At 36.7% G+C, this 14,632-nt stretch carries 15 protein-coding genes; 5 read left to right on the top strand and 10 right to left on the bottom strand.

The features are described 5' to 3' along the window. Positions 1 to 13: 13 nt before the first annotated feature. The 7 genes from aroB to A6A20_RS10830 form a co-directional block, all read right to left on the bottom strand. On the bottom strand, positions 14 to 1,102 hold the full coding sequence (gene aroB / locus A6A20_RS10860; RefSeq protein ID WP_279573444.1) for a 3-dehydroquinate synthase: 1,089 nt from the start codon (positions 1,100 to 1,102) through the stop codon (positions 14 to 16). A gap of 33 nt (positions 1,103 to 1,135) precedes the next feature. Then, positions 1,136 to 1,663: a shikimate kinase AroK gene (aroK, locus tag A6A20_RS10855; protein ID WP_279573443.1), complete on the bottom strand. Its 528-nt coding sequence runs from the start codon at positions 1,661 to 1,663 to the stop codon at positions 1,136 to 1,138. Positions 1,664 to 1,949: 286 nt separating this feature from the next. After that, a complete protein-coding gene (locus tag A6A20_RS10850) occupies positions 1,950 to 3,302 on the bottom strand; it encodes a type IV pilus secretin PilQ (RefSeq protein WP_279573442.1) in 1,353 nt (450 codons plus the stop codon). Between the two features lie 8 nt (positions 3,303 to 3,310). Next, positions 3,311 to 3,682, bottom strand: coding sequence for a pilus assembly protein PilP (locus A6A20_RS10845; RefSeq protein ID WP_279573441.1), 372 nt, complete (start codon positions 3,680 to 3,682; stop codon positions 3,311 to 3,313). Position 3,683: 1 nt separating this feature from the next. Then, positions 3,684 to 4,217, bottom strand: a complete 534-nt coding sequence (locus A6A20_RS10840) for a hypothetical protein (RefSeq protein WP_279573440.1) — start codon at positions 4,215 to 4,217, stop codon at positions 3,684 to 3,686. Beyond that, entirely contained in the window at positions 4,207 to 4,752 is a 546-nt protein-coding gene (locus A6A20_RS10835) for a hypothetical protein (RefSeq protein WP_279573439.1), read from the bottom strand. Before A6A20_RS10835 ends, A6A20_RS10840 begins: the two co-directional genes overlap by 11 nt. After that, positions 4,742 to 5,587 (bottom strand): competence protein ComA, encoded by an 846-nt coding sequence (locus A6A20_RS10830; protein WP_279573438.1) that lies wholly within the window; start codon positions 5,585 to 5,587, stop codon positions 4,742 to 4,744. Before A6A20_RS10830 ends, A6A20_RS10835 begins: the two co-directional genes overlap by 11 nt. A gap of 107 nt (positions 5,588 to 5,694) precedes the next feature. On the opposite strand from A6A20_RS10830, the gene A6A20_RS10825 reads away from it, so the two are divergent. Together A6A20_RS10825 and A6A20_RS10820 are read left to right on the top strand one after the other, a co-directional pair. Further along, on the top strand, positions 5,695 to 8,256 hold the full coding sequence (locus A6A20_RS10825) for a penicillin-binding protein 1A (RefSeq protein WP_279573437.1): 2,562 nt from the start codon (positions 5,695 to 5,697) through the stop codon (positions 8,254 to 8,256). A gap of 74 nt (positions 8,257 to 8,330) precedes the next feature. Then, positions 8,331 to 9,137, top strand: coding sequence for a Cof-type HAD-IIB family hydrolase (locus A6A20_RS10820; RefSeq protein ID WP_279573436.1), 807 nt, complete (start codon positions 8,331 to 8,333; stop codon positions 9,135 to 9,137). Between the two features lie 78 nt (positions 9,138 to 9,215). On the opposite strand, the gene A6A20_RS10815 is transcribed toward A6A20_RS10820, so the two are convergent. Next, positions 9,216 to 10,376 (bottom strand): 3-phenylpropionate MFS transporter, encoded by a 1,161-nt coding sequence (locus A6A20_RS10815; protein WP_279573434.1) that lies wholly within the window; start codon positions 10,374 to 10,376, stop codon positions 9,216 to 9,218. Next, positions 10,376 to 11,194, bottom strand: coding sequence for a pyrroline-5-carboxylate reductase (gene proC, locus A6A20_RS10810; protein ID WP_279573432.1), 819 nt, complete (start codon positions 11,192 to 11,194; stop codon positions 10,376 to 10,378). The genes A6A20_RS10815 and proC overlap by 1 nt, the downstream gene beginning before the upstream one ends. A gap of 115 nt (positions 11,195 to 11,309) precedes the next feature. Between proC and rdgC the strand changes: the two genes are divergently transcribed. Further along, positions 11,310 to 12,218, top strand: coding sequence for a recombination-associated protein RdgC (gene rdgC, locus A6A20_RS10805; protein ID WP_279573431.1), 909 nt, complete (start codon positions 11,310 to 11,312; stop codon positions 12,216 to 12,218). A gap of 119 nt (positions 12,219 to 12,337) precedes the next feature. On the opposite strand, the gene A6A20_RS10800 is transcribed toward rdgC, so the two are convergent. Further along, a complete protein-coding gene (locus A6A20_RS10800) occupies positions 12,338 to 12,682 on the bottom strand; it encodes a helix-turn-helix domain-containing protein (protein ID WP_279573430.1) in 345 nt (114 codons plus the stop codon). 224 nt (positions 12,683 to 12,906) lie between these two features. On the opposite strand from A6A20_RS10800, the gene A6A20_RS10795 reads away from it, so the two are divergent. Continuing rightward, on the top strand, positions 12,907 to 13,731 hold the full coding sequence (locus tag A6A20_RS10795; RefSeq protein WP_279573429.1) for a hypothetical protein: 825 nt from the start codon (positions 12,907 to 12,909) through the stop codon (positions 13,729 to 13,731). Next, on the top strand, positions 13,719 to 14,609 hold the full coding sequence (locus tag A6A20_RS10790; RefSeq protein ID WP_279573428.1) for a helix-turn-helix transcriptional regulator: 891 nt from the start codon (positions 13,719 to 13,721) through the stop codon (positions 14,607 to 14,609). The genes A6A20_RS10795 and A6A20_RS10790 overlap by 13 nt, the downstream gene beginning before the upstream one ends. Positions 14,610 to 14,632: the final 23 nt, after the last annotated feature.

Genomic DNA, 14,632 nt, shown 5'->3' with positions numbered 1-14,632 from the left:
AGATAATGATAAGTTAGCTTTGTGGGCTACAGCAACGGATTGTTTCAAGCACTAATTCTTGATTGGCATCTTTCGCCACATAAGCCTGACCAAGTTGTTTAAGTAACACGAGGCGTAACTTGCCTGCTAAAACTTTTTTATCACGCATCATTAAAGGCAAATAATCCTGTGCGGTCATACCATCTGGCGATTGGGTAGGTAAATTTGCTCGAGCAAGTAGTTTTTCTAGGCGAGCCACTTCTTGTGGCGAAAGATCGCCCAGTTTTTGTGAAAATACCGCAGCCATCATCATACCCGCTGCTACGGCTTCGCCATGTAACCAATTACCATAACCTAAATGTGCTTCAATAGCGTGTCCAAAAGTATGTCCTAAATTTAATAAGGCACGATCTCCTTGTTCAGTTTCATCACGTGCCACCACATCGGCTTTAATTTGACAACAACGAGCAATACAATATTGTAAAGGCTCGCTATGTAACGCGACCAACTGATCAATATGCTGTTCTAACCATTGGAAAAAATCAATATCTAAAATCGCCCCATATTTGATGACTTCCGCTAATCCTGCATTGACTTCCCGTTTTGGCAAGGTATTGAGAGTAAGCGTATCAATAATTACCGCAATAGGCTGATAGAAAGCCCCAATCATATTTTTACCTAATTCATGATTCACTGCGGTTTTGCCACCAACGGAAGAATCCACTTGGGCTAATAATGTGGTAGGAATTTGAATAAAGGGAATACCTCGTTGATAACTGGCAGCAGCAAAACCTGCGACATCGCCAATTACGCCGCCACCTAAAGCAATTAAGGTACTATCTCTTCCATGATTACCCGCTAATAAAGCGGTAAAAATCATATTGAGGGAGTCAAGATTTTTATATTGTTCACCATCAGGGATTAACACATAATCCACCTGACAACCTATTTTTTCTAATGTTGTGGTTACAGGGGCAAGATAGTATTCCGCTACCGTAGGATTACTGACGATCATCACTTTTTGTCCCGCTTTTAACGGATAAACCTGCGTATCAGAAAGTAAATTTTCGCCAATATGGATAGGGTAACCACGCTCTTTTAATTCAACATTAACGCACAACATTAGAGTTCCTTATTTTATTTGGTTGTGAAAGGATTAACTGTGGAAACCCTCAATCAGATCCACAATTTGATTTGCCATGACTTTTGCACTTTGTTCATCAGTAGGCAAGGTAAAATCCGCAATTTCTTCATAAAGTGGGTTACGAATTTTCGCTAATTCCTCTAATACCGCTCGAGGATCTTCCACATCTTGTAACAAAGGGCGTTTTTTATCACGCTGAGTACGTTGAAATTGTTTTTCAACAGTGGTTTGTAAATAGATGACAATGCCTCGTGCAGACAAATGATTACGTGTATCTTTGGATAATACAGCACCACCACCAGTGGAAAGCACTAAGCCTTGTTTTTGGGTAAGTTCATTAATAACACGTTCTTCACGTTTGCGGAAACCTTCTTCGCCTTCAAGGTCAAAAATCCAGCTAATATCAGCACCAGCACGTTGCTCAATTTCCTGATCAGAATCAATAAATTCCATATTTAATTGCTGGGCAAGTTGACGTCCAATCGTGCTTTTACCTGCACCCATAGGACCAATAAGAAAAATATTACGTTTTTCAGCCATTGTTATGTTCTTTGTTATTAAATATCTAATTATTCATTAATCTTAAAAAATTATATCGCTGAGGATAGCGACATAATCTAAGATCAGCCAAACCTCGAATTTTAATAAATTTTGAGATGAGGCGTATTATCTCAATAAATGCCCCCATTTTTCAACCTTGCATCAGGCTTTTTTCACTTTTTATTTTGCTTAACAAAAAATGTACTTTGCTTATTTGGTTGTTATCGTCGTCCCATTTTAAAGTAATACCGCCTTTACATATCTTGCCTTATTCAAATTGAAACGACTATAAAATATATGGGGTAACAAAAATAACCAATTCTCGGCGTTGTTGACGTTCCATTTCTTTAGAGAATAAACGCTTAATTAAGGGTAAATCACCGAGCAATGGCACTTTGTCCACTTGCTTAGTAATACTATTATGAAAGATCCCGCCTAAGACAATGGTTTCTCCATTTTGGGCAAAGACTTGGGTACGAATTTCCTGTTTATCAATACTAACAGCATGGCTTGTACCCGCCGCCATATTATTCCCTACGGAATTTTGAGTAACCACTAAATCTAACAAAATATGCTTATTGGGGCTGATTTGTGGGGTAACTTCTAAACCTAATACCGCTTCTTTAAATTCAATACGATGATTATTATTTTTAGCATCAAGGATTACATAGGGAATCTCCGTACCTTGTTTAATATTTGCCATTTGTTTATTGGTGGTAAGTAAGCGAGGGCTAGCAATAATTTCCACATTATTTTCTCGCTCCAATGCCGTTAATTCTAAATCTAATAAACGCCCATTGATTTTAGCCAGTTGCAAGGTCATTGCGGCGGCAGGGTTAATTGCAGCGAAATTGACATTCAACTGTTCTGTTAGTTGATTAAAATTATTGGCTTCTAAACGTCCTGTTATATGCTGAGCCTGCTCCGTTGGATTAAACATTCCCCAGCGTACACCCAATTCTTTAAGGCTTTCATCACTGATGGTAACAATTCTTGCCTCAATGGCAATTTGTTCAATGGGTTTATCCATGGCTTGGATCAGTTTTTTGATATTTTTGACGGAGGCTTTTTCATCTTGCAATAAAATAAGATTACTACGCTGATCAAAGGATAAGCTCCCTTGTGCAGAAAGTAATGACCCCATTTGTGGGGTCAGCGACTTTATTACCTCTGAGGCTTTAGCAAAATGCAATTTGATCGCTTCCGTATGTAATTTCTCAGAGGTCATACTAGAAGGCTCAAAGGTTATGGCGTTTTCTGGGGGCAAAGGCGTGAGCTTTGCTTGGCGAGAGAGGTAATAAATGTTATTTTCCTGCCATAACGAGAGATTTTTAATTTGAGCAATAGCGGTTAATAATTCCTCAAAATGGGTTTGTTGTAATTGTAAAGAAATTGTGCCAGTTAATTCATCATCAATGACTAAATTGGTGTGATAATCATTGGCAAGGCGTTGCAAGGTGGCGACCAATGGGGCTTGTTTGAGCTGAATGGAAAAAGGTTGTTGCTCAAGAGAAGATGAAAGGGTTGCATTTTGTGTTAATCCCAGCGTTGAGAGGAAAAAAATTAAGCAAAACAGACCGCACTTTATGACTCGTTCCTTGTTGAGCGGATTAAAATTGAAAGAAAGCCAAGATTGCATTTTGCCCCCTAAAAATGAATAAAACGTGTATTAGGCTGTTCACAGCTTAGGCTTTGTTGCCAATCTAATAAACGAATTTGTTGCGTTGAAACCTGTTGAATTTGCAGGCGTTGTTGGCTGATAAAATCCCCTTGTTTAGCTTGTAATACTTGTTGGGTTGGAAGACTGAATAACAAGCTGATATTCTCTGCTTGTTGAATGATCCCTACCCATTGTATATCCTCAAATGGAATATGTTGTGCAAGAACTTTTTGCTCTTTATGGCAATTAAGTTGCGCCAGATGCGGTGTTGTTGTACTCGCTTTATTAAAGGGATCGGCAAAGGCTTGAGTTAAGCCTATTAGCACTAGAAACATGAATAAAAGTAATGGCGTACGCATACTATTTCCTTTGAAGTCGTAAGTGAATTTCACTAAAAATGGAATGTTGTGGATTTTTCTCGGTGTGTTGTTGTACCTTAAGTTTAAGAAGCTGTATTGAGTTATCTTGTAATAAATGGAACAAAAAAGGGACTAATTGAACATAATGTCCAGTAACTTGTAATTGTAAATTGGCTTGTGGCGTAAAGAACCAGCGTTGATGCTGAATATGTAGTTGATATTGTTGGCTAAGTTGTTGGATTTTTTGATTAGCCAAACTAAGATCCGCTCCTTTTTCTAATATTGGCGAAGATAATTGTTGACGTAGGTGGTGTGATAATTTTTGTTGATGAATAAAGCGTTGTTGTAATTGTGCGACATCGTTTTGTAGCCTCATTAACGCCTGTTGGTTTTTAGCATATTGAGCGGTAAGTAAATAGATTATGGGTAATGTTAATAGAAACAAGGGGAGATAGCTTTGCCATAATGGCAAGGCTAGCCATTTACCAAATGAATTATGGGGTTGGTCAAAATAACGTAGTACGTTAATTCGCATAATGATCCTCGCTTTTTATGTGTAAATACAGTTCAAATTGTACTAATTGTGGGCTTTGAGGGATAAAATCCGTTAATTCCATTTGCTGTAACCATAATTGTTGATGCAACAGTTGTTCAATCCCACTAAACTCTTGAGGCGTACTTTTACCTTGCAAAATTAAGACAAGTTGTTGTTCGTGATAATGTAATAAAAGTTGGGTCAATTCGCCTTGGGCTAAAGGAAATTGTTGAATGGTTAAGAGTATTTGCTCAAGTTGGTGGACGCTAATTGCCCTCAAGGGTTTAGGATTTGCTTGTTGCCGAAGTTGATATAATTGTTGTTGGCTTTCGGCAAGTTGTTGTTCTATTTGCTGTTGTTGGCGTTGTAATTGATAATATTGGCGTTGGCTTTGTTGATTTTTGCTACTCATGATTTGATGATATATAAAGGTGGCTAACATCATTATCAGCAAAACCAATAAAAATTGGTTACGTTTTTGACGATGGGCATAAAGTCGCCAAGGTAATAAGTTAAGTTCTCGTTTAATTGACATAGTGGCTATTTCCTTGTGGAACATTTATTACATTAGCTTTTCCCCATAAGGCACAACCTAGCGGAATAAGCGGCAATTGATTATCAACAAGATGCCAATCATATTGCTTGGCTAAATGACTTGAGAAATTAGCACTGCGATATAAGACATAATGTTTAATATTAGCCGCATAAGATTGTTGATATTGCTGAATAAGTGCGGTCAAATTTTCCGACGTTTTTTGCAAGAGTTGGCATTGTTGTGGTTTATCTTGGATTGCAATAGCCATTTGCTGATCTTGATATAACCATAATACTTCGTTGTTATGCTGTAATTCAGGGCAAAGATAATAAAAAGCACGCAATAAAACAGCGGAAAGATGATCTAATACATTGATTTTTATGGGTAAAAATTGTTGGATATATTGTTGAGCGGACAGAGAATTAATCGCCACAATATCTAGCTGACTAGCATGCAGATTTTGTTCTACGGGTAAGGTTTGGTAACAATAGTCAAACCAAATTTGTTCATTTGCTAGGGGTAATTCTTGCTGTAAAGTATAGTGGCATTGTTGTTCACATTCTTGGGGGCTAAGTAAATGTGGTAAAATTAACCGCTTTGACCAAGTATGCTGTGGTAATATAGCGGTTACCCATTGTATTCTGCTTGATTTGCTTTGCTGTTTAACCTGTTGTTGTACAGATGCTATTGCCGTAAGCGGCAATATTTCTACATGGGGCGTTTGTTGTTGATCAAACCACAATAATTCAAGGGATTGATCCTGCCATATCCCCACATTAAGCGGAATACGAGCTTGTTGAAACTGGCAAATTTTTTGTTTAATTTGATGTATCATTTTGTTATATCTTTTGTGTACTTGCGGATAACATTCATAAATTTGTGATTAAATGATATAGTTAATTAATTTTGATATTTATGCACTAATTGAGAGAGAATTTCGCGATGAGGATCGTAAAATTAATATTTAGTACGCTATTAACCTTAATTATTTTGGGTTGCGTAGCAGTGGGTATTTTTTATGTACAAATAAAATCAGATTTACCTGATGTACAAGCATTAAAAACCGTAGAACTGCAACAGCCTATGCAAATCTTTACTGCCGATAATAAACTTATTGGCGAAGTGGGTGAACAACGGCGTATCCCAGTGAAGTTAGCAGATATACCTCAACCCTTGATTGACGCGGTACTTGCGACCGAAGATAGCCGTTTCTATGAACATCATGGCTTAGATCCTATTGGAATTGCAAGAGCATTAAAGGTAGCTCTTGAAAATAGAGGGGCATCACAAGGGGCGAGTACCATTACTCAACAGCTTGCGCGTAATTTTTTCCTTACCCCTGAACGTACTTTTATGCGTAAAGTAAAAGAAGCCATTTTAGCCATTGAAATTGAGAATACCCTGAGTAAAGACGAAATTTTAGAACTTTATTTAAATAAAATTTATTTAGGCTATCGTTCTTATGGCGTGGTTGCTGCGGCAAAAACCTATTTTGGTAAAGATTTGGATCAGCTGACTTTATCCGAAATGGCAATGATCGCAGGCTTACCCAAAGCCCCTTCTACCATGAACCCTTTATATTCGGTAAAACGAGCGGAAGAACGGCGTAATATTGTGTTGTCTCGGATGTTAAGCCAAAAAATGATTAGTCAACAGCAATATGAAGAAACCATTAAACAACCGATAGTAGCGGCTTATCATGGCTCACAACTTGATTTTCGGGCAGATTATGTTACCGAAATGGTACGCCAAGAAATGGTAAGACGCTATGGTGAAGAAAATGCTTATACCAAAGGTTATAAGGTTTATACCACAGTACAATCGCAAGATCAGGCTGCTGCACAAAAAGCCCTAAGAGATAATTTGATAAATTATGATATGCGTCATGGTTATCGTGGTGGTGCACCTTTATGGAAACAAGGGGAAGAAGTTTGGGATAATGATCGCATTATTGGTTTCTTAAAACGCTTACCTAATGCTAACCCATTAATCCCTGCCGCAGTGCTTGCTGTGAATAAAGAGCGTGCAGAATTGTTATTAGCCAATGGCGATAAAATGCAATTGCCTGCTAGTGCAATGCGTTGGACAGGGCGAACAATGCCAATTAAAGTGGGCGAGCAAATTTGGATTCGGCAACGAGAAAATGGCGATTGGCTTTTAGCACAAATTCCTGAAGCAAATTCAGGCTTGGTTTCAATTAATAGCGATAATGGAGCGATTGAGGCAATTGTCGGCGGATTTAGTTTTGATTTGAGTAAATTCAACCGAGCAACACAATCTTTAGTGCAGGTGGGGTCATCAATTAAACCTTTTGTCTATGCTGCCGCCTTAGATCGTGGTTTATCCCTGTCCACTATTTTGCTTGATTCTCCTATTGTGATTCATAAACCCGGACAAGCAGTTTGGAGCCCAAAAAATTCACCAAATCGTTTTGACGGACCTTTGCGTTTGCGTGTTGGACTTGGCTTATCCAAAAATATGATTGCAGTGCGTGCAATCCAAATGGCAGGGGTAGATTATGTAGCAGATTATTTACAACGTTTTGGTTTTCAACGAGATCAATATTATGCCAGTGAAGCCTTAGCCTTAGGCGCAGCTTCATTTACTCCTCTAGAAATGGCTCGTGCTTATGCCGTCTTTGATAATGGCGGATTTTTAGTTGATCCTTATTTAATTGATAAAATTGTAGATAATAACGGCAATGATATTTTTGTGGCTAACCCGAAAATTGCTTGCCCAACCTGCGACAATATTCCTGTGATTTACGGGGAAACACAAAAACTTGATGCCTTTAATGTGGAATTACAAAATAGTCAAGCGTTAGCACAAGATCATTTGCCTACCGATGAATATGCCGAAGATCAACAACAAGCTGTGCCAGACTTACCTGAATTAGCACAGGATAATAAAATTTTAGACGACAACGCATTAAACTTAATGGCACAAGCGAAAAGTGAAAATGATCAAGTGATTTATGCGCCGAGAGTAATCAGTGGCGAACTTGCCTTTTTAATGCGAAGTGCATTAACTTCTGCAGTTTTCGGCGAAGCAGGGCAAAGCTGGCGAGGAACAAGTTGGCGTATGGCAAATGAATTCAAACGACGTGATATTGGTGGAAAAACAGGGACAACCAATAACAATAAAGTGGCTTGGTATGCTGGATTCGGTGCTAACCTCGCTACCGCAGTGTATATTGGTTTTGATGATAATAAATTAGTATTAGGACGTGGCGAATCAGGTGGAACTAGTGCGATGCCCGCATGGATTGCTTATATGAAAACTGCCTTAAAAGATGTACCTGAACGTAAATTACCCATTCCTCAAGGCATTGTTGAACGCCGTATCGATCCACGTTCAGGCTTGCTTGCTACTGAGGGAGGAATGAACGAATACTTTATTTCAGGCACAGAGCCAACTCGAGCCTATGTACCTGAACGAGGCTACCAAATTGAAAGCCTAACTCCAACGGGAGGAGAAGGCAAACAAATGGAAGAATTATTTTAGTTAATCTCGCACTTTGTTTTAAAGCAAAGTGCGGTAAATTTTTACATCGTTTTTTGTATTCTGAGGTGTAAATAATGACACAGTATAAGGCGATATTTAGTGATATGGACGGTACAGTATTAACCCGCCAACATCAAATTTCCCCTCGTACTTTACAGGCTATTCAATCTCTCTATCAGCAACTACAAATCCCCTTTATTTTGGTTTCAGCTCGTCCACCACGAGCTATGATTCCTTATGCCGATCAATTGAATAATCAACAATGTATCATTTGTTATAGTGGCGCTTTGATTTTAGATAAAGAATTAAACTCAATTTATTCGCTTCCCCTTGATACAACCGATTTTATTCAATTAGAACAATTTTTAGCTCACTATTCATCATCAATTTCCATAAATTATTATTATCAATTCTCTTGGCTAACCAATGATGTCAGTAATGCTTGGGTAAAACAAGAACAACAAATTACAGGTTTACAGGCAGAATATAAGAAAGATGCCTTATCACAAGTACATAAGGTATTGTTAATGGCTGAGCCTGAAGTGATTAATGAATTAGCCCAACAACTTAGCCATCGTTTTCCACAACTTGCTATTCATCGCTCTAAACCTTGTTATTTAGAAATTATGCATCCAAAAGCAACCAAAGCTCAGGCGATTGCTTTTATATTGAAACAATTAAAGATAAAGCCACAACAAATTATTGCTTTTGGTGATAATTTTAATGATAAAGATATGTTGCAATATGCAGGATTAAGCGTAGCCATGGGAAATGCACCTAATGAAATCAAGCAAATTTGTCGGCGAGTTACTGAAGATAATGATAATGATGGTATTGCGTTAGTGTTAGAAGATATTTTCAATCTTAGTTACCAAGGTTAAATGCTATTGTCGTTTCAATTTAAAATAAAGCGGTACGACAAAGCGTGCCAACATTATTTTAAAGAGGAACTGCTAGAATTAATGCTGATAAATCACCGCTTTTATATGGCGTGGAATAATAAAAATGGCAGTGGCAGCACAAATTGCCATTGTAGTAAATAATACAGTGGCAGAATAATGTTGATAAAGTACGCCAGAAAGTGCGGTCATTATTCCAATCCCTACACAATTTGATAGCACATTATATAGGCTTTGTAGTTTCGCCATATTTTGTTGTGGTTGTGTGGCGATATAATTCACCATAGCATAATGCATTACCGCAAAAGTTAAACTATGAAAGGTTTGCAATAAGGCAATCAGCCAGAGATCCGTTACATTGCCATAAACTAACCAACGAATAACACAAGCAATCGCAGAAAGATAAAATAAATGGGCAATATTCCAATTTTTGAATAAGCGCCGTGAAAAGAAAAAGATTAAAATTTCAGCAGTAACCGCCAAGCCCCATAATAAACTAGTATAACCCACCGAAATCCCCTGACTTGTCCAATAAAGCACACTATAAGCATAATAACCTGCGTGTGAGCCTTGAATTAAACAAGCGGCAATTAATAATCTTAAGGTCGTAGGCTCACGCAATAATTGCAAATAACTGCTTGATGAACCTTGTTGTGTGCCTTGCTGATTTGCTGGGGCAAGACTTGGTGTTGCCATTTGTAACAGGCTATACAACAAAAAAAGTGCGGTCAAAATCCAGACAATATATTGATCGCCTAACCAACCAATAAGATTGCCAAAGATCACTACGCCGAGGGTAAATGCCACTGAGCCAATTAAGCGAGCTTTGCCATAATCAAGGGAAATTTGTTTTTGCCAAGTATTGGCAAGGGTATCGGTTAAAGGAATACCTGCGGAATTAACCATACTGTATAGGGCAATAACGATAAATAATAACCAAAAATAATTGGCAGTAAAAATCATTAATAGGCTTAATCCAATACTTAACCAAGCAAGGGTTCTCAGCATAGGAATTAATTGTTGTGGCGACTTGATCTGATTGGCGATAAGTATGCCGCCTAAAAAGCGAAAGAAATAGGAACAAGCTAACACTAAGCCAATTAATTCAGCCCCATAGGATTGATGTTTTAACCAAACAGGTAAAAAAGGTACGGCTACGCCATAAGCAATAAAATAGCCAAAAAAACTCAAGGCTAGCCAAGTAAAAGGACGAACTATCATTAGAATTGTTTTTCCATTTGTTGTGAACGTGCAATACAAGCCTGCATCGCTTGTTGTACTTGCTGAGTAAATTGATGTTGTTGGAAAACCTGCAACGCTGCGGCGGTTGTACCACCCTTTGAAGTTACATTTTCACGCAGTTGACTTAAGGATAACTGAGGATTATCTACCACCATTTTGGCTGCCCCCAATGCTGACTGCTGAATTAACAAGCGAATTTGCTCAGGTTCTAAGCCACTGTCTGCCAAGGCTTGTGCCATTGCCTCCATAAACAGGAAAAAATAAGCGGGACTACTGCCTGCTGCTGCGGTAATATGGTGCATTTGTTGTTCATCGTCCACCCAACAAATTTGCCCCACCGCTGAAAAAAGTTGTTGTGCAAATTGTTTCAATGGCAAATTAACCTGTTCAGTGGCAAATAAGCCTGTCATTCCCTCTGATACCAAAGCTGGCGTGTTCGGCATAACCCGAATAATGGCTTGTGCGGACGGCAATAATTGGGCTAATCTGGCACAACTGATCCCAGCGGCAATGGAAATCACTAATTTATCGCTAAAATCCACCGCACTTGCAAATTCCGCACAAGTTTCCGCCATAGCTTGTGGCTTAACTGCTAATACCACAACCTCTGCCTGTTGCAAGGCTTTCTCTTTATCTTGTTCAATGGCAACCTCTTTGTGTGCAAACAAGGCTAATTTGCTTGGATTGCGATCACACACATTGATCAACTGAGCAGGATAGCCTTTACTCAATAAACCAAAAATAATGGCTTGTGCCATATTACCGCCACCAATAAATACTATGGATTTTTGTTGCATATTCTTTTCCTATTTTAGGGTACAATATCCCATTTAGCTCAATCATCTTTATCTGCCTTGCCATAAAGCAAGCAAATTGGGCGACTATTCTAACAAAATAATAAAAGGATTGACTATGTTCTGGTTTAAAAATGTCATGATATACCGTTTAACCAAGCCTTTAGATTGGTCAGACAATGCCTTACAGGCTCAATTACAACAACAGCAGTATTTTGCTTGCCAACAACAGGATATGAGCAAATTTGGTTGGATAAGCCCACTCAAAGGTAGCGAAATGCTGCATTTCTCCGCTAATCAACAAATTTTACTGGTTGCCCATAAAGAAGAAAAAATCTTACCTGCTCAAGTTATCAAAAAAGCCCTTGATGAACGCATTGATGAACTTGAACAAAAACAACAACGTAAATTAAACAAAACCGAGAAACAAAGCCTAAAAGATGATGTGATTGCCACCTTATTACCACGAGCCTTTAGCAAACACCAACAAACCGCCCTATGGATTGATAGTGCAAATCAACTGATTTATGTGGACGCCGCCTCAAGTAAACGCGCGGAAGATATGTTAGCCTTATTGCGTAAATCCTTAGGCTCATTGCCTGTTGTCCCCCTCGCCTTTGCTAATGAACCTAGCTTAGTAATGACCGATTGGATTAAGCAACAGCATTTGCCACAATGGTTGCTTAGTTTAGATGAAGCGGAATTAAAAGGCGATGATGAACAAGCGGTTATTCGCTGTAAAAATCAACCCTTGGATAGCCAAGAAATCCTTACCGCATTAAGTGCCAACAAACGCATTACCAAATTAGCCTTAGATTGGGAAAATCATCTAAGTTTTCTCTTTAACGAAGATGGCAGTTTAAAACGCTTAAAATTTGCCGATGATATTCGTAGTAAAAACGACGATATTTTAAAAGAAGATTATGCTCAACGTTTTGATGCCGATTTTCTGTTAATGACCAGCGAACTCGCCAATCTAACCCAACATTTACTTGATGAATTTGGTGGCGAAAAAGCCAGAATATAATCTTTTTAATATGACAAGTGCGGTCAGTTTTGCCAAAATTTCTGCAAAACTGACCGCACTTTTATAGAAAAGAGAAATATAGATGTTTCAATTTAAAATGAGACGACTATAAAATTATTTTATTCCTTTTTATGCCAATTAATCATTGACTCAATAATATGGATTAATTGACAACGTTCCTGTTCATCTAATTGATTTAATAACTGAAATAAATATTGTGATTGATCTTGTAATCTTGGGCTACTCGCTGTTAACAAATCTGCCGCCTCACAATCAAAAATTTCCGCTAACTCAATTAAACGTGCCACTGAGGGCATAATAATCCCCCGTTCCATACGTGAAACCGCATCAATACTAATGTTTAAAATCTCAGCAACTTCGGCTTGCGTCAGCTTTGCCGATTGGCGATATTTAGCAATCGCCCTACCAACATTTTTGCCCAAGTTTTTTTCTGTTTTTTGCAACGATATACCCTCCTGCATTTAACAGAAAATAGTAGGCTTTTGCCTATTGATGTAAACGGCATTTTGATCTTATAATCGACATAAAATTCTGTAAAAAAGGTCAAGGCTTGCAAAAAAAGACAAAATAATTCTTTAAAAGAGGACATAAGCTGTCTAATTTGGTTGTTAGTATATTAATCAAAAGCAATATTCTACATCTGTGATTGTCAAAAAAGGAGATTATTATGAGCAATAAGTTTGAATTGGTCAGTAGAGAAGAATTCTTAAATAATGAAAATATAGATAGATATATTGAAGATTTCATTGAAAGGGAATATAACGGATGGGGGATTCTTCTCAATGAATATATCTGTGATGCAGAAATAAAACAGTTACAAAGAAAATTAAGTAAATTAGAACCTGGACTAGTTTTTTTATATAACCTAGATAAAAATTCATTAGAAGATTTATTTGATTCATTATATCAATCTTCTATTGTTAAAATTAAAGGTGGAAGCAAACCGATACAAGCAGAAATAACATTAATGAATAAAAAAGGTGAGACAGTTTTTAATTGTATAAAGAAACCAGATGATGATACTATTAAACATTATTATATAAGTCATATTATTAGATCAATTAGGAGTTTTTCATATATATATAAAAACGAGTTTAAAAAAGATAAAGAAAATAATTATAAAACACTTTTAATGTTTGTACACCAAAGAATTCATTTGTTGTTTAATATATTTACAAACTCAAAAGAAGATGCAATAGAGATTATTGAGGCAGATTTATTACATTCTATTATAAAAATGGGTAATAATAAATCATTACAAAATATTGAATATAAAAATAAAATAAATGATGAAATTTTAAATTATGAAAACTATAGTTGTAACCATATTAACTCTTTTTTAAATGAGATAATTATGAATATGGATAAAACTATTGGTGACTTTAACCATAATGAATATCAACAAAATAGAGAGGAGAAAATAGAATTATTTAAATTACTAGAAATCATACTAAAAATTATTTTTCTGAGAAAAGCACTATGCCAAAAGTAAATGATTACAGTGAAAAACTCGCTGATCGATTAGTCGACATTATTCGTCGCCTTAATCTTGGTGAATCTTTTACACGTCAAGAATTAGCACAACAATATAAAGTGAGTGAGAAAACTATCCAACGAGATATTGCTCGCTTATCTTCATTAAATATTCAATATACGGGTCGTCCAAGAAAATATTCTTTAGAAAAAGAACAGCTAGGTAAATTTGATGAAGAAAGTTTTCAACATTTTTCTCAAGCTATTAGTACCGATAAATTATTACCAAATATCAAAAAGAATTACCTCGACAAACAAATGAGAAATGAAAATCTTGGCTTTACAGTGAAGCATCGCTACCAAGATTTAAAAGACATTAAAGAACAATTTAATAAATTACAAGATTGTATTAATGATAAAACACAAGTTATTTTTTATTACATTCATAAAAAGAAAACCTATCAAGTTGAACCTTATAAACTAGTCAATCATAATGATATTTGGTATCTCGCCGCTAAACACGAAAATAAAATTAAGAATTTTTTACTTAGCAAAATAGATAAAATTCAAAAAACCTTTATTCAATTTGAAGTAGATCAAAACTTATTAAAGAGAATTGAACAAGAAGAAAGCGTTTGGCACAAAGAACATAAAGTAGAAATTATCATTAAAATAAAAGCAGAAGTTAGCCAATATTTTACTCGCCGTTCATTATTGCCTGAACAAAAAACAGTAAAGCAATTAGATAATGGCGAATTAATTATCTCGACAATGATTTCTCATAAACTAGAACTTTTCCCAATTATTCGCTATTGGATCCCAAATTTAACCATTATTAGCCCAGAAGATTGGCAACAGGAGTTAGAGATGGGATTGAGGGAGTATTTGGGGAAATAAAGAAACAGTAAATTTATATTAAA

Origin of the sequence: Volucribacter amazonae (assembly GCF_029783845.1) — a bacterium.
GTDB classification, from domain to species: domain Bacteria; phylum Pseudomonadota; class Gammaproteobacteria; order Enterobacterales; family Pasteurellaceae; genus Volucribacter; species Volucribacter amazonae.
The sequence above is the reverse complement of the archived record's forward strand: the minus strand, read 5'-3'. Positions and strand labels throughout refer to the sequence as shown.